We start from the raw sequence: 15,835 nt of genomic DNA, 5'->3' as shown, positions 1-15,835 counted from the left end.
ACTTCGACGAAAAACAGGAGTAACTCGCCCGTAACTCTTGCGACGAATACGGGCCGATGGCGTGCCGGCTCGGCGGTCGTGCCGCCCGGCATGAGCAGCCCGGCCACCTGGGCGCTGACCCGTAGCCCGGCGTCGCCGTTACTCGATCACCTCGCCGGTCTTGCGCGGACGGCCGTCGACGGTGACGACGCCTGAGGCGGTCGAGACGTCGATCATGCGCCCCCGGTGGACCAGCCCGGTCAGCTCTAAGTCCCCGTCGGGGAGCGCTGCCGGGGTGACGACCAGGCTGCCGTCGAGCCGGAAGCGCACGCCCGCCGCGCCGGTCAGGATCGCCTCCGCACCGGCCAGCCCGGCGACGATGTTGACCCGGCGGCCTGCGGGCGGTGCCGCCGGGCGGTCGCAGTAGTGCTCCTGGGGGTAGTACGGGAAGTGCTGCCCCATCCAGAGCAGCCGTCGCATGACACTCCAGGCGAGGGACGGCTCGCCGTGCTCCCAGAGCGTCAGGGCGAGCTGCGGGCCCTCCCCGGTGTACGCCCCGCCGCCCGACCAGTCGGTGTCACCGAGCTCGTAGTGCAGCCGGTCGTCCGCGGCCACGGCGCTGACGCCGTACGGTGCGAGGAACGAGCCGTCACGCAGCCGCCTCAGCATGGCCGAGGCCATCTCCGGCGTGCAGGCGCCGTTCCGCATCGCGTCGAACGCCTGGACGTGCTGGACGAGCTCGGTGTGCCCGTCGGGGTAACGGCAGCGGAACCAGCCCTCGCGCTCGTCCCACAGCTCGCGGGCGATCGCGTGCCTGATGTCACGGGCGCGGGAGCGCAACTCGCCGACGGGCAGCCGCGCGCCGGACACCTCGGCCAGCTCGGCGAGCCGGTCGAGACACCAGGCGCGTTCGGCGTTGGGGCTGGCGACCACGTGCTCCCAGCCGGTGCCGCGCATCTCCAGCAGGTTGTGCTGGGTGCCGTAGTCGCGTAGCGCCCCGGCCGGGGTGAAGCGGGCGTCCAGCCCTTCGACCAGCTCGTGGAGCTGGGTGACCAGGGCGGGGGAGATGCCCTGGTGGGCGGCGACGGCGGTGGCGAGGGTGACCAGGGACCAGCCGCTGTAGGCGTACGGGACGCCCTGGCCCGTGCCGTCGGGAGCGATCGCGTAGTGGCTGGTGAGGTCCACCTTCATGAGGGATTCCAGAACAGTGGTGGTGGCGTCGCCGAGCATGAGGGAGAGCAGGTGGGGGGCGTACCCGCCGGTGTCCCACGCGTAGGAGCACAGCGCCCCGCCGTCCAGCCCGGAGGTGGCCACGAAGGGCGAGGTGATGAAGCCGGGGTTGTCCCAGAGACAGGCCAGCCCGCTGGACAGTGAGCCGCGCCAGTACGCCTCCAGCCCCGGGATGTCGCTGGACAGCCGCGGCACCCGCGCCAGCGCCGCGGCCAGCCGGCGCTCCGACTGGCCGCGGGATTCGGCGGCCAGCTCCCGCAGCCGCCCGGGCGGCGTCCCCGCGCCGGCGCGAACGGCCAGCGCGAACACCGCGCTCCCGCCCGCCGGGACGTCTTGGTGGAGTCCCTCGTGGGAGAGCTCGACGGTGACGTCCCCGGCCTGCCAGGTCCACGGTCCCGTGCGCGTGGCCTCCGGACCGGGCTCGGGCGGGACCCAGCCCCATTCGCCGAGCGAGACACGGCGGGGGCCACCGGGATCGGCGCGCGGGTGCAGGGTCACGGCGACGTCTCGCTCAGACCGGTTGGTGATCTCCACCTCCAGGACGAACCCGGCCTGGCCGTACAGCGGGGTGAGGGTGCTCCGCACCCCGAACGACACGAGTTCGCCGTGGTGGCGGCGGTGGTATGTGCCCTGCCTCTCGATCCGGCCAGGCCACCAGGTGCCGCCCGCGTGGAGCAGGCCCACTCCGGCCACGCCGGGCGCCGCGCCGTCGGCGATCCGGTGCCCGTCCACGTCCAGCTCGACGGCCAGCGCGGCGCCGGGGGCCGCGTACGGTGGCGCGAACCACCCGCCGACCCCGCACACCGAGCCCGGTGGGGCGTGGACGGTGGTCCAGCCGCTGGTGACCCAGGTGTGGCCGGGCGCCACGCTCTGGCGCAGGTCGAAGGCGAACTCGTCAACTGCGTAAGGCATGCGTCAATCCCTTGCCTGACGGGTGGCTGGGTGGGGAGATCTCTCCGAAGGGCGCGGACGACCGGCGCTCGTGACCGATGCTGACATCGGCCCGTATTCATCGCAAGAGTTGCCGCAGTATTACAGCCGTTTTTCGTTCAAGTATTGCCATCGAACCGGTCCAGGACTAGCGTCCGGGTAGGGTTTTGGACCGGTTCGACAAAGGTATGGCCACCTCCGAAGGCTGAATCCACCCATAACGCAAGGATCATTCGTGCCCCTGCGCCTCGCCATCCTCAGCTTCTGGCACGTGCACGCTCCCGACTACGCTCGCCAGGCATCCGAGCACCCCGGCACCGAGATCACCGCCGTCTGGGACGAGGACGCCGCCCGCGGGCGGGCCCGGGCCGACGACCTCGGCGCCGATTTCCATCCCGACCTCGGCGGACTGCTCGCGCGCGGTGACGTCGACGCCGTGGTCGTCACCTGCCCGACCACCGCGCACCGCGAGGTCATCACGGCCGCCGCGGCGGCCGGCAAGCACATCTTCACCGAGAAGGTCCTGGCCCCGACCTCGGCCGAGTGCGCGGAGATCACCGCCGCCGCGGAGAAGTCCGGCGTCGCGCTGATGCTCGCGCTCCCCAGGCTGTACGACGGCTACACGACGGCCATCCGCAAGGTGCTGGCCGACGGCGAACTCGGCCGCCTCACCCTTGTCCGGATCCGCCTGGCCCACGGCGGCTCGGTCGGCGACGGCTGGCTCCCCGAGCACTTCTACGACCCGGCCGCCACCGCGGGCGGTGCCCTCATCGACCTCGGCTGCCACCCCATGTACCTGGCCCGGCTGTTCCTCGGCCGCATGCCCGAGTCTGTGACCGGGTCCTTCGGCCATGTGACGAAGCGCGCCGTCGAGGACAACGCCGTCGCGGTGCTGCGCTGCGCGGACGGCACGCTTGGCGTGGTGGAGGCGTCCTTCGTCGCACCGGCTTCCCCGTTCACCATCGAGCTGCACGGCACCGAAGGCTCCCTGGTGTACGGGACGCCCGAGCCGCGGATGCTGCTCAGCACCGGCGGCGGCTGGCGCGAACTGCCCGTGCCGCCGCGTACCGGCACGCCGTTCGAGCTGTTCGTACGCCATGTCGCCGACGGCACCCGTGACGAGGAGAACCTCGCCCTCGGCCTCGACCTGACCCGCTTGATGGTCGCCGCCACCCGCGACAGCCGCGAGGAAGGAAGCCGTATATGACCCTCTCCATCGGCCTCATCGGCTGCGGTAACATCTCCCGCTCCCATCTGCGCGGCTATCTCGCCGTCCCGGACGAGGCGGCCGTCACCGCCGTCGCCGACGTGGACCTCGACACCGCCACCGAGCGCGCCCAGCAGGCGGGTGGCGCCCAGGCGTACCGCTCCTACGAGCGCATGCTGGAGGAGGCCCCCGTTGACGCCGTGGACATCTGTCTGCCCCACCATCTGCATGCCGACGCCGTCATCGCCGCCGCCAAGGCCGGCAAGCACATCCTGTGCGAGAAGCCGCTGTGCCTGACGATCGCCGAGGCCGAGCGGATCGCCGACGCGGTGGGCACAGCCGGGGTCACCCTGATGTGCGCGCACAACCAGCTCACCTTGCCCGCGGTCGCCCACGCCCGCGAGCTCATCGACTCCGGCGCGCTGGGCCGGGTGTACGAACTGCGTACCACCGACAGCTTCTTCAACGACTTCGACCCGTCGACGATGGGCTGGCGCGCCCATGCGGCCACCAGCGGCGGCGGCGAGCTCATCGACACCGGCTACCACCCCACCTACCTGCTGCTGTACCTGGCCTCCGCCCGCCCGGCCGCGGTGACGGCGATGCTCAGCACCCACCGGCTGGCGTTCATGGAGGGCGAGGATTCCGCCCGGGTGCTGGTGCGCTTCGCCGACGGCGCGGTGGGGGAGGTGGTGACCAGCTGGGCCTACGAGGCGGCGCCGTTCACCGAGAAGTTCTCGGCGGTCGGCGAGCTCGGCAGCCTGTGGAGCGACGGCACGACGCTGTGCCACAAGCCACGCGGCGGGGCCGCCACCACGCTCGAATTTCCGGCCGTCGACTCCATTCCGGCCGTCTGCGCCGACTTCGTCCGCCGGATACGTGACGGATCGCGGCCGGTGCACACCCACGAAGAAGGCACGGACGTGCTCAAGGTCATTCTCGCGGCCTACCGGTCCGCGCAGGAGAAACGAGAGATCACCCTGTGACGGGCCGCGAGACCGGCGACTCGACTTCGATCTGCGGGCCGCGTCATCCATCCCGGCGCGCGTATGGGGGAGCCTTATGAGTGACGTCCTCGAGCGATTCGACCGCGACGGCTACGCCGTCTTCCGCGATGTCATCGACCGGGAGCTGGTGCGGGAGGCGGCCGGCCACGTCGACTGGCTGCAGCGCCGCCACCCGGATCTGCGGCCCGAACATCTGGGCCACACGCTGCTGCGCGACGACCCGTTCTGGCTGCGGTTGATCTCGGACGACCGGCTGCTGGACATCGCGCAGACCTTCATCGGCCCGGACATCGCGCTGTTCGCCTCGCACTACATCAGCAAACCGCCGTACTCCGGGCAGCCGGTGCTCTGGCACCAGGACGCGGCGTTCTGGCCGCTGGAGCCGATGCGGGTGGTCACGCTCTGGCTGGCCATCGACCACTCGACGCCGGGGAACGGCTGCGTACGGCTGATCCCCGGCAGCCACCGCGGTGACATCCAGGCGATGCGTCCCAACACGACGGTGGACAATGTGCTCGGCGAAGAGATCGCGGCCGAGGTGGAGGAGTCGGCGGCCGTGGACATGGTGCTGGCGCCGGGCGACGTCGAGGTGCACCACCCGAACATCGTGCACGGCAGCAACGCGAACACCTCGCCAGAGCGGCGATGCGGGCTGACCATCCGCTACATCCCGACCTCGACCCGCATCACGGCGGACGAGCAGCCTTACCCGAGCGCGTTCCACCTGCGCGGCGAACCCGGCGTGAACGCCTATCAGCCATGGCCCGACTTCGACCCGGCACGGCACTACCGTTTCGCGGGGGCGGAGGTCACGCGGCGGTAGAAGCAGACGGGACCTACGTACCGGCGTGCGGCAACGACGGCCGCAGGCCGGTACGTAGGTCCCGCCGTACAGCACGAGACCGGGATGCGCTGTCCGACCCGGCGTCGGCGTAGGCGGCACGGACGATCTCCCGCACGGCGGGCGGCAGCGTGCCGACGGTCAGGAGCGGGCGCTCCAGCTAGAGCGCGTCGGGGGCCGGGGGTGTCTTCCCGCCGGTGACATCCTCATCGCCGGCGTGCTGGTCGCTGCGCCCATTGCGGGCGGGGTCGGGGACGTTCTCGTCCGTGGACTCGGCCGGGGTGAAGGCGTTGAACGGGCTCGTCGCCGCGGGGATGACGATGGGCTCGACGGGCCCGGTGTCGACGGTCGACTCCAGCGGTCCAGGGTTGACGATCGACTCCAGCGGCTCGGTCAAGGCGTCATCCTCCTGAGGGCCGAGAGCGGGGTCGGGTCGCCGGTTCTCCTGCTGGGAGGGGGTGCTGTCCTGCTCGCCGGGTGGGGTGGTGTCGAGGGCTACGGCAGCCTCGATGGCTTCCAGGAGCTCCCATCTCCACACCGTGCTCTCGTCCGGCTCGGCGACGCCGTGCCGCGGGACGACCGGTACGGGCGGGCTCGGGGGAGCGTACCCGGCGGCGGCGGTGGCGGCCGAGCGGGCGCCGGCGCGCGTCTTGAGCACCACGAACACCGCGAACAGAACCACGACGGTGACCACGGCCGAGGTGACCAACGCCGGAGTGGACAGGCTGGGCAGCGGGCCGCTGACCGAGGCCTGGAGGTGCGTGGGGAACGCCGTCGCGACCGCGGTGTCAGCCGCTTTCGGCGCGGCAGGGGTGCTCTCGTCGGGGACCGGCTCGGCCGAGAAGGGGGCGGTGGTCGGCGTGGGGGTGGCAGCCGGCTCGGACTGGGACGTGGCCGCCGCCTCCGTCGGGGAAGCGGTCGGCTCGGGTTCGGGAGAAGCGGTCGGCTCGGCGGTGGTGGCGGTCGGCGAAGGAGTGGTCTCCGAAGCCGTCTGCGGCACCGATGCGCTGGCCGGGGTCGTCGTCGAGGGCGTCGTCGAGGGCGTGGTCGAGGGGGTGTCGGAGGTCGGGGTCGCGCTGGCTGTGGGAGGTGTCTCGGAGACGGTTGGCGTTGGAATGGCCGTGGCCGTGGCCGAGGGCGTGTCGGAGGTCGGGGTGACCGTGGCGGTCGGAGCGTCGGAAGTCGGGGTGGGGGTGCCGGTCGGGGTATCGGAGGTCGGGGTGTCGGAGGTCGGGGTGGTGGACGGCGTGTCCGATGTCGGACTGGCGCTCGGGTTGTCGGAGGAACTCGGGGCCGGGGCAACCGTGGCGGGCGGAATGTCGGCGGTGTTCCGGCCCGGGTCGTCAGCCCCGGGCCGGGCGCCTGACGGAGCCGCGTGGTCGTCGGTGGCCTGAGGGTTCTGGTTGTGGGGGCTTTGGAGTGTCTTGTCGCCGGACGGCTGCTCTTGCCCCGTGTGATCGCTGGATGGCTGCGCTTGTCCCGTGTGATCGCTGGACGGCTGGCGGGGTGCCCGGTCGGAGGGTTGGTCGTTGGTCGTGTCCGCGTCGGGTCTCGAGTCAGCGGGCCGGTGACCGGGTTGTTCCTGGTTCTTGTGGATGTCGCGTGATGCCTCAGACGTCTGGTCTGCGTATTGATCTTGCCGCGTCTGGGACCCGGGTCGTGCTTCGGCGGACCAGTCGCCGGCCGCCTGTTGCGGCGCCTCGGGTTCGGGCCGCGCCTGAACCAGCTGGAGTACGGACTTGGTCGCGTCCAGGTTGGTCTTGACCCGTTCCGGATAGCCGTACCCGACGACACTGCTCGTGCTGCGCTCTTTACTCTCCACGACGCCGCCGTCGGTGTTGCCCTCGATCGTGAAGATCGTGTCGCCTCGCACCTTCGTCACGACGCCGACGTGGTCGATGTCGTCGATCTTGCCGGAGCCGCTCCAGTCGAAGAAGACCAACGCGCCGGGCGTCGGAACCTTCCCCCACGCGTGCTGTTCCTTGAACCACTTCGCGTGTGCCACCGTCCACGCGAACTGGCCGACCCATGCCTGGTAGCCGAGCTTGTGTGCCGCCCACGAGATGTACATGTCGCACCACGGGGCCGAGCTGTAGTCGGCGTCGAACTCGACGTTGCTGCCGTACCATTCGCCGAACTTGGTGCTCGAGCCCTTGTCGGCATAGCCGAGCTGGCGCTGGAGCAGTTCGATGAACCTCTGCGTCTCTGGCGTCATGGAAGTGAGGGAACCTCCTGAACAAGACCGGATATATGCACATTGATCCTGACAAAATTGGTAATCTTGTGACCAATGTGAATAAACCGGAAGTCTGCGATAGGGCGAGGGTAGCCTGATGTTTCCGCAGGTCAAGTGCGCCCCAAGGAGGGTTCAACGCTTCCGGCGAAGGTAAAGTCCCAGGTAGAAGGCGGTGTCCGATGTGTCGCCTGATGGGAGATATATAGAAAGATCTACCTAAATTCGCTAACAAGCACCCGTCAGCGGGTCCCACTCGTGGTGTCGGACTCACGTGTGTCGAGTGGCTGCACGACAGTCGCGAGGCGCCATGCCCGTACTCGTCGTGAATGGGCCTTTCGCGGGCTCCGACGGCACAGCCCCGCCTGGGCCGGCCGCGCCGTCGTCGATGAGCGATTCGCCCCTGGCCACCAAGGTCGAGGCGGGTGACCAGCCGATCTCGGCGATGGCGGCCAGGCGGGGCTGGTCATGAACTCGGCGTCGTCTCGGTCAACAGTGGCGCTTCGACACCGCGGGCCGAGGATCAGTAGCCCGCCGGTGCCGGCCAGTGGCGTTCGATCCCGATCGTGTCCAGTTCCCCGGTGAACTCCTCCAGCAAGGTCTCCTTCCCCCTGACCTCCTGCGGTTCCACCTCCCGGCGCAGGCAGTACGAGGCCAGCTGGCCCGCGACCTCACCCACATTCCATTCCACAGGATGCAGGCGAAAACACCCGTTCGAGATGTGCGTGGTGCCGATGTTCTTCCCCGCGGGCAGCAGGTTGCGCATCCTGACGGGCAGCAACGCGCCGAGCGGGATCTCGAAGGGCACGCTGGCGATGTCGATGTAGTTGTCCCCACCGGTCGACGGGTGCAGGTCGATGCGGTACGCGCCGACTCCGACGGAGTCATGGTGCCGCAGCGTGCCGCGGTCGCCGCGGACGGCCCTGGAGACATGGTGCTCGGTGACGGTGGTGACCGCGCGGATGCGCCTCGACTCCCTGACGTAGGCGGACTTCGCCAATCCGTCCGCGGTGCCGACCACGTCGTGGCGGAGCCGGAGCCCGGGAAAGCCGGTGCCGCCGTCGGGGCGGGGCGCTTCGGTCTGGAGCCAGTACAGCAGCGACAGCGACAGTTGCCTGGCCTCCCTGTGCGCCAGCGCGGCCGTGTCGGCGTCCACCTCGATGATCGGGCGCAGCCAGTAGTCGTTCAGCGGCCAGTTGACCAACGTGATGTCAGAAGCGGCGAAGCCGGGCTCGAACAGGTCGCGGGCGAGGATCCTGCGGAACATCCACAGGTCCTTGTCCCCCGATTGGGCGCTCTGGTCGGCCAGCACCCCGCGGGGGTCGCCGGGCGGGTTGGGGTCGAACCAGCGGGCTTCGGGCTCCAGGGTGCGTGGGTCCGGTGCGCTGAAGCCGAGCAGCGGCCCGGGCCAGAAGCCGGGCCGGTAGTCGCGCCAGAATCCGTAGTCCGCAGGCCGGTCGATGACGTGGTTCTCCCCGTCGTGGTGGGAGACGGCGAAGCAGTAGGTGATGCCCTGCATGTTCAGCGGCTGGTACTCGTCCGGCGCGTGCGGCTCGTCGTGCTCGCCGCGGGCCTCCGCGCCCGTGACGTACTCCGTCCTCGCCAGCGGCAGCAGATCGCCGGTCTCCGTCGCGTCGAGGACATAGGCGGCGGCGATGGTGTGCGAGTCGCCGGAGCGGAGATCCAGCAGCGTGACGGCCCTGACGCGGTCACGGTCCACCTCGACATCGACGGGGCGGTGTTCAAGGAGGACGCGCAGGCGCCCGGCGGCCACGTGGGGAGCCAGCATGGCCTGCAGGATCGCCAGGGAGACGCGTGGTTCGTGGCACAACTTGCTGACATATCCGGCGCCGGGGTTCAGCTCGCGCCAGCGCTGCGCGCCGCCGGTCATGGGGTACCAGCGCCGGTAGTAGTCGCGGATGGAGCCGCGCACGTCACGATAGGTAGCGGTGGAGCCGTAGCTCTCGATCCACGGGTGCTCGTCGGGAGGTACGGCCTGCGCGGTGAGCTGGCCGCCGATCCAGTCCGTCTCCTCGGTGAGGACGACGTCGTGGCCCGCACGGCAGGCGGCCAGGGCCGCGGCGACGCCGCCCAGCCCACCGCCGACGATGAGGATGTCGGTCATGGGTGATGCCTTTCGAGAGGGCTAGCGGGGAGGCGCCGCGGTCTCGCCTGGCTCAAGCTCGCAGGTCAGGAGCTGATGCCTGGGGACCGTACGGTCTCCCGCGATGAGTTTCGTGAGCAGCCGGACGGCCGCGGCCCCCATCTCACGACGGGGTACGGCGAAGCCGGTGAGCCCTGCCGCGCGCTCGCGGGGGTCGCCGAACGTGGCCAGGGAGAGGTCGTCGGGGAAGCGGAGCCCCGCGCGCTCGGCGGCCGCCAGGAGGGCGCGGTGGGCGGCGTCGGTGTCGGTGGCCTCGGTGACCACCGCGGTGATGCCCTGGTCGCGCCAGGCGCGCAGCCGGTCGGGGGTCAGGTCGGCGCCGTCGGTGCGCACCACCTCGGCTGCCAGCCCGCACTCTTCCATGCCGCTCCTGAAGCCCGCCTCCCTGTCGACGGAGGTGATCGCCTCGTCGGCTTCGCGCACGTACAGGATGCGCTCGTGGCCCAGCCCTGCCAGATGCCGCACCACGGCGGCGCCGGCGGACACGTAGTCGGCGCCGATGTAGGCCAGGCGGTCGCCGAACTCGTCGTGCCGCCCTATGTAGACGACAGGCAGATCGGTGGCCAGCAGGCGGTCCATCTCCCGCACGGGCAGGTGCCTGCCCAGGAACAGGCAGCCGTCGGCCAGTCGTACCCGGTTGAGCACCTGGGCGTGCGGGCGCTCGCCCGTGGTGCTGGAGGCGATGAACATCAGCAGGTCGTAGCCCTGCGCCGCCGACTCCTCCTCGATACCCACCAGGAACGGGTAGTAGGCGTGGGATATCTCATTGGGGAAGGTCGAGGTGAAGGTGTAGAGGCCGAGCAGGTTGTTCTGCCCGGCCGCCAGGCGGGTGGCGATCGGGTCGGGCACGTACCCGAGTTGCTCGGCGGCCTCCATGACCTTGCGCTGGGTCTCCTGGGCGATGCCCATGGCAGCGGCGCCGCCGCCGAGGATCAGGGACACGGTCGGCTGTGAGACGCCGGCCAGTCGAGCGATGTCCGCCTGACGAGGGCGACCGCTGGGTCTCATGGCATATCCCCCAAGAAGTAGTAGATCACGGAGCCTCGATCCCGCCGTCGGGCCTGCGCACCCGCGCGGCCCACCGCTCGTGCAGGTGCGTTTCCGGTGGGTATCGCCTGGCGGCGTTCTCGTCGAGGTCGACGCCCCAGCCGGGTCGATCGGAGGGGGCGATGTAGCCGTTCACCGTCCTCAATGTTCCCGGGAACACCTCGTGCACGGTCTCCGGGTAGACATGCGCCTCCTGGATCCCGAACGCGGGGCTGGTGACGTCGAGCGTGACGTTGGCCGCCGCGCCCACCGGTGACACGTCGGGCGGCCCGTGCCAGGCCGTCCGCACCCCGGTCAGCTCGCACAGCGCGGCGAGCTTGCGCACGGGCGTCAGCCCGCCGACGGCCGAGACGTGCAGGCGCAGGTAGTCGACGCCGCCGGAGGTGATGAGGCGCGCCGCGTCGGTCACCGAGGAGACCAGCTCGCCGGAGGCGATCGGCATCGGCGCGGCCGCCCGCACCTCGGGCAGCCGGTCGAAGTGCTCGGGTGCGAGCGGGTCCTCCAGGAAGAACAGCCGGTACGGCTCCAGCGACCGCGCGAGCGCCACGGCCTCCTTCGGCGTGAGCCGGTTGTGCGCGTCGTGCAGCAGGCCGAGTTCCTCGCCGAGGACCTCGCGGGCGCGCTCGAACAACTTCGGCGTGCTCCGCAGGTAGTGGCCGACGTCCCAGCCGTCGGGATGGGGGCTGCCCGGATACCCGCCGGGCGTGCCGACGCCGCCGTACGTGCCGAGCCCCGGCCCGCCCGCCTGCAGCCGCACGTAACGGTAGCCCTGCTCGGCGAGCGCGGCGGCCCGCTCGATCGACTCCTCGACCTCGCCACCGCGAGCCCCGGTGTAGACGGCGGCAGCCGCCCTGACCCGCCCGCCCAGCAGCTCGTACACCGGCACGCCGAAGCGTTTGCCCGCGATGTCCCACAACGCCTGGTCGATGCCGGACAGCGCGTTGTTGTGCACAGGCCCGCCCCGCCAGTACGAGGAGTAGTGCAGCATCCGGCCGATGTCCTCGATGTCGGCCGGGTGCCGGCCGATGACCATGGGAGCGAGGTGCCGCTCGATCGCGGCGACCACGGCGTGGAAGCGCTGGGTGAAGGTGGCGCAGCCCAGGCCGTACAACCCGGGTTCCGAGGTGTCGATGCGCACGACGACGAGCGGGACCCCGCCTGGAGCGGTGACGATCGCGCGCACACTGGTGATGCGCAGCCCGTCCCTGGCCTGCCACGGCGCCTGCGTCTCCGGCATGATCATGATTGTCGCTCCTCTGGGAACGGATGCCGAGCAGTGAATCCGAGCAGTCGCCTGGCCGGCTCGAGATCGATGGCCACGGTCCTGCCGGGCAATGCCGTACGGCGCGGCACGCCGGGGTGGTGCGCCGCGAGCAGCTCCTCGGTGGGGGTGGCCACGAGCGTCTCGTCCGCGGCGACGAAGATGACCGGCGCGCCGTGCAACGGGGCCGTCAGCCCGAGCAGGCAGGCACGCGCGGCGTCGCGCAGGTCGAGGTAGCTCCACACCTCCGCGGCCCCGGCCGCGGGATCCCCGGCCAGCCGCTCCGCGCGCGCGGCGAGCCTGGCCTGGTCGCCGAGGAAGGGGAAGCGCAGCGCGGCCACGGTCATGCCGTGCCGCCGGTGCATCATCGCCGCCGTCGCCTCGTCCACCTGCTTGGACAGCGCGTACGGGTCCTCGATCTGCAACGGCACCCGCTCGTCCAGCGGCAGGTACGGCGGGCTCGGGCGCGACCTGGCGAACGGCAGGCCGGTGACCGACAGGCTGCCGGCGATCACGGCCCGCCGTACCCCCTGCTCTCCCGCCTCGTTCAGCACCACGAACGTCGCCTGCGTGTTGGCCGAGAACACCACCTCGGGCGCCGCCACCTCGGGGGAGGCCAGGGCCGCTGTGTGAACGACGGCGTCGGCCCCTTCGAGGGCCGCGCGGACGGCGGCCGGGTCGCGGGCGTCGCCCACGACGACCCGCTCCGCCGCCAGCGGGCCGGGATCCTGCGCGACGAGCGCGGTCACGGCGATGTCCCGCGACGCGAGCTCTGCCAGTACGGCGGAGCCGAGGCGGCCTGCCGCACCGGTGACCAGGACCCTCATCCCTTCAGCCCCGTGAAGGCGATGCCCCGGATGATCTGCCGCTGGAACAGCAGGAATACCAGGACAGGCGGGATGATCGCGATCAGCATCCCGGCGATGAGCAGGGCCTGGTCCGAGGTGTCCGCCAGCCGGGGCAGGGCCACCGCCAGCGGCTGGCTCTCGGTGTCGGTGATGGCGATCATGGGCCAGAGGAAGTCCTTCCACGCGTTCATGACAGCCAGCAGTGATACCACGGCCAGGATCGGACGTGACATCGGTAGCACCACCCGGGTGAAGATCCGCCATGGTCCCGCGCCGTCGAGGCGCGCCGCCTCGAACAACTCCTTGGGTATGCCGTCGAAGAACTGCTTGACCAGCAGGACGTTGAAGGCGTGCGCCCCGGCGGGCAACCACACCGACAGCGGGGTGTTGGCGATGGACAGGTCCAGGACGGTCAGGTACAGCGAGACCATCGAGACGGTGCCGGGCAGGAACAGCGTCGCCAGGACCGCGCCGTAGACGTACCTGCCGTAGGAGGGTCGCAGGACCGACAGCGCGTAGGCGCCTGTCGTCGCGACGAACAGCTGCGTGAACCAGGAGCCGCCGACGAGTACGACGGTGTTCGTCAGGTAGTGGCCGACCTCCAGGGTCGTCCACGCCTCCGCCAGGTTCGACCATCGCACGTCCGCCGGCCACAGGGCCAGCGGACGGCGTAGCGACTCCTGGGTGGAGGAGATCGCGCCCTTGAAGATCCAGTAGATCGGCCCGGCACCCTCCAGGAGCAGGGCCACGATGAGCAGCACCTGGGTGGTGCCCAGTCCGAGGCGCATCCCGCGCCCACGCCGTTCGGTGTCGGAGATCACTCCCCTCACTTCGTCCCCCAAGCTCTGGTGAGCCGCAGGTACACGGCGGACAGCACCGCCAGCACCACGGCCAGGCTCACGCTCAACGCCGCCGCCGTGCCGTAGTCGCCGTTGACGAACGCGTACCTGTAGATCAGTAGCAGCACCGTGACCGTCGAGTCCTCCGGCCCGCCGTCGGTCAGCACGAACGGCTCGGTGAACACCTGGAAGGTGTTGATCACCTGGAGCAGCAGCATGATCAGCAGGATGGGCCGGAGTTGCGGCAGCGTCACATGCCACAACCTGCGCCACACCGACGCCCCGTCCAGCTCGGCCGCCTCGTACAGCTCGGTCGGCACGCTGGACAGCGCGGCCAGGTAGATGAGCACGACGCCGCCGGCGCCCGCCCAGGTCGCCTCCAGGATCAGGCTCGGCATCGCCATGCCCGTGGACTGCAACCAGGGGTACGGTCCCAGCCCGACCAACCCGAGCAGCTGGTTGAACAGGCCGGAGTCCGGGTCGTAGAACCACTTCCACATCAGCACGGCCACCACCGGCGGCACCACCACCGGCAGGTAGACCAGCACCCGCATCAGCCCGGAACCGCGCCGCAGCTCCGACATCAGCACCGCCAGGAAGATCGGCAGCGGAAAGCCGATCAGCAGGGCCAGGCCGGTGAACAGCAGGGTGTTGCGCACCGCCGTGCCCAGCAGGGGGTCGGCGAGCAGGGTGCGGAAATTGTCCAGGCCCGCGAAGGTCGCCGCCTCGACCAGGTTGGTCTGCTGGAATCCGAGCACCACGCTGCGGATGATCGGCCACCACGAGAACAGGCCGAAGACCAGCACCGTCGGGATGAGGAACAGCGCGGCCGCGACGCCTTTGCCCCGGGTCACTGGGCTTTCTCAAGCAGCGGCGCGACCCGTGCCGCCGCTTTGGTCAGCTCGTCGCGCGGGTCGGCGTCCTTGCGGGTCAGGACGGCCTGCACGGCGGTGTCGAGTGCGCCGTACAGGTCCTGGGCGGCGACGGGGGGTTCGACGACGTACTCCAGCTTGTCGGTGTCCTTCACGTAGGGCGCGAAGTTCGACACCGGGATGTTGCCGTGCTTGGCGATCGCGGCGTTCACCGGGCCTGACACCGACGTGCCGTAGAACGGGAGCGTGGGCAGGCCGACGGCCAGTTTGTCGGCGGCGTTGGCCACGGCCAGCTGCTCGGCGGCCGCCGGGTCGTAGTTGGGTTTGAGGTAGTAGAAGTCGATCCACTTCACCGCGGCGGCTCGCTGCGCGGCCGTGGCTTTGGCGTTGACGGCCGCGACCAGCCCGCCCAGCAGTGTCGCCTTGCCGCCGCCCTGCTGCGGCAGCGCCGCGATGCCGAAGTCGTCCGGCTTGCCGGAGTAGAGGGTGGTGTAGCGGCTGTAGCTGTTGACGGTGCCGATCATCATGCCGATCTTGCCGGCGGCGAAGTCGCGCTCCGCGTCCTGCTGGGTGCGCAGTTGGTTGGCGCCCATGGAGTCGTCCTGCCACCGCATCGTGGACAGGTGCCGGAGCGCCTGCTCCGCCGGGCCGTCCAAGAGCGAGGGCACGTACCTGTCACCCTCCTGCTTCTCCATCCGCCCGCCAAAGGAGTAGGTCATCGCGGTCAGGATCCAGCCGCCGGTGTTCTTGACCGTCATCTGCGTGTACCCCGCGGCTCCCGTCCCGGCGATCTTCTTGGCCGCCGCCCTGACCTCGTCCCATGTGGCGGGTGGCCGGTCCGGATCGAGCCCCGCCTTCGTGAACAGGGCGCGGTTGTAGACCAGGCCCAGCGCGTACTCGGTGACGGGCAGGCCGTAGACCTTGCCGTCCGCGCCGGTCGCGGGAGCCAGCGCGCGGGGGTCGAAGTCTCCCGCGTGCGGCAGGCTCTTGATCTCGGCGCTGAGGTCGGCGACCTGGCGCCGGGCGATGAGTCCCGGCGGCTCGGTGAGCGGCACGGTCAGCACCGTCTCCGCGTTTCCACCGGCCAGCCTGGTCGCGAACGTCCTGGCGTCCCACTGCGTGTCGGTCGGCTTGATCTTGATGGTGGGGTTGGCCTTCTCGAACGCGGCGACCGCGTCGAGGAACTGCGCGCGGGTCTTCGCGGCGGTCGTGGGAGGCATGCCCGCCACGGTGATCGTGGTCTTGCCCGAGTCCTCACCCGACGAGCCGGACGAGCAGCCCGCCGTCGCGGCGGCGAGCACGAGCGCCCCCGCCATCCACCTTCTGGGGGCTGGCACATCCATGGCTACTCCTCTGGGTTAATGCGGATTAGGTGGC

At 70.5% G+C, this 15,835-nt stretch carries 12 protein-coding genes; 3 read left to right on the top strand and 9 right to left on the bottom strand.

Features of this window, described 5'->3' with window-relative positions; translation table 11 throughout:
- Positions 1 to 138: 138 nt before the first annotated feature.
- Complete coding sequence (locus ACIHFD_RS63830; protein ID WP_397375275.1) at positions 139 to 2,121, bottom strand: MGH1-like glycoside hydrolase domain-containing protein; 1,983 nt, start codon at positions 2,119 to 2,121, stop codon at positions 139 to 141.
- A gap of 253 nt (positions 2,122 to 2,374) precedes the next feature.
- Between ACIHFD_RS63830 and ACIHFD_RS63825 the strand changes: the two genes are divergently transcribed.
- The 3 genes from ACIHFD_RS63825 (at position 2,375) to ACIHFD_RS63815 (ending at position 5,176) form a co-directional block, all read left to right on the top strand.
- On the top strand, positions 2,375 to 3,346 hold the full coding sequence (locus tag ACIHFD_RS63825) for a Gfo/Idh/MocA family protein (RefSeq protein WP_397375274.1): 972 nt from the start codon (positions 2,375 to 2,377) through the stop codon (positions 3,344 to 3,346).
- Positions 3,343 to 4,332 carry a Gfo/Idh/MocA family protein gene (locus tag ACIHFD_RS63820; protein ID WP_397375273.1) on the top strand — a complete coding sequence of 330 codons (990 nt, stop codon included), beginning with the start codon at positions 3,343 to 3,345 and terminating at the stop codon, positions 4,330 to 4,332. Before ACIHFD_RS63825 ends, ACIHFD_RS63820 begins: the two co-directional genes overlap by 4 nt.
- Positions 4,333 to 4,408: 76 nt before the next feature.
- The gene (locus tag ACIHFD_RS63815) at positions 4,409 to 5,176 is read left to right on the top strand and encodes a phytanoyl-CoA dioxygenase family protein (protein ID WP_355192541.1); all 768 of its coding nucleotides are present in this window, start codon (positions 4,409 to 4,411) and stop codon (positions 5,174 to 5,176) included.
- A gap of 178 nt (positions 5,177 to 5,354) precedes the next feature.
- On the opposite strand, the gene ACIHFD_RS63810 is transcribed toward ACIHFD_RS63815, so the two are convergent.
- The 8 genes from ACIHFD_RS63810 to ACIHFD_RS63775 form a co-directional block, all read right to left on the bottom strand.
- Positions 5,355 to 7,409 (bottom strand): CHAP domain-containing protein, encoded by a 2,055-nt coding sequence (locus ACIHFD_RS63810; RefSeq protein ID WP_397375272.1) that lies wholly within the window; start codon positions 7,407 to 7,409, stop codon positions 5,355 to 5,357.
- Between the two features lie 541 nt (positions 7,410 to 7,950).
- Positions 7,951 to 9,552: an FAD-dependent oxidoreductase gene (locus ACIHFD_RS63805; RefSeq protein WP_397375271.1), complete on the bottom strand. Its 1,602-nt coding sequence runs from the start codon at positions 9,550 to 9,552 to the stop codon at positions 7,951 to 7,953.
- A 21-nt stretch (positions 9,553 to 9,573) separates the two neighbouring features.
- Positions 9,574 to 10,599 (bottom strand): LacI family DNA-binding transcriptional regulator, encoded by a 1,026-nt coding sequence (locus ACIHFD_RS63800; RefSeq protein WP_397375270.1) that lies wholly within the window; start codon positions 10,597 to 10,599, stop codon positions 9,574 to 9,576.
- 25 nt (positions 10,600 to 10,624) lie between these two features.
- On the bottom strand, positions 10,625 to 11,881 hold the full coding sequence (locus ACIHFD_RS63795; RefSeq protein ID WP_397375269.1) for an enolase C-terminal domain-like protein: 1,257 nt from the start codon (positions 11,879 to 11,881) through the stop codon (positions 10,625 to 10,627).
- On the bottom strand, positions 11,878 to 12,726 hold the full coding sequence (locus ACIHFD_RS63790; protein WP_355192549.1) for an NAD(P)-dependent oxidoreductase: 849 nt from the start codon (positions 12,724 to 12,726) through the stop codon (positions 11,878 to 11,880). Before ACIHFD_RS63790 ends, ACIHFD_RS63795 begins: the two co-directional genes overlap by 4 nt.
- Positions 12,723 to 13,568: a carbohydrate ABC transporter permease gene (locus ACIHFD_RS63785; protein ID WP_350734886.1), complete on the bottom strand. Its 846-nt coding sequence runs from the start codon at positions 13,566 to 13,568 to the stop codon at positions 12,723 to 12,725. Before ACIHFD_RS63785 ends, ACIHFD_RS63790 begins: the two co-directional genes overlap by 4 nt.
- 5 nt (positions 13,569 to 13,573) lie before the next feature.
- Entirely contained in the window at positions 13,574 to 14,440 is an 867-nt protein-coding gene (locus ACIHFD_RS63780; protein WP_397375268.1) for a carbohydrate ABC transporter permease, read from the bottom strand.
- Positions 14,437 to 15,801, bottom strand: a complete 1,365-nt coding sequence (locus ACIHFD_RS63775; RefSeq protein ID WP_397375267.1) for an ABC transporter substrate-binding protein — start codon at positions 15,799 to 15,801, stop codon at positions 14,437 to 14,439. Before ACIHFD_RS63775 ends, ACIHFD_RS63780 begins: the two co-directional genes overlap by 4 nt.
- Positions 15,802 to 15,835 lie beyond the last annotated feature (34 nt).

It is taken from the genome of Nonomuraea sp. NPDC051941, assembly GCF_044593615.1.
This window is presented reverse-complemented; position numbering and strand designations above follow the sequence as displayed.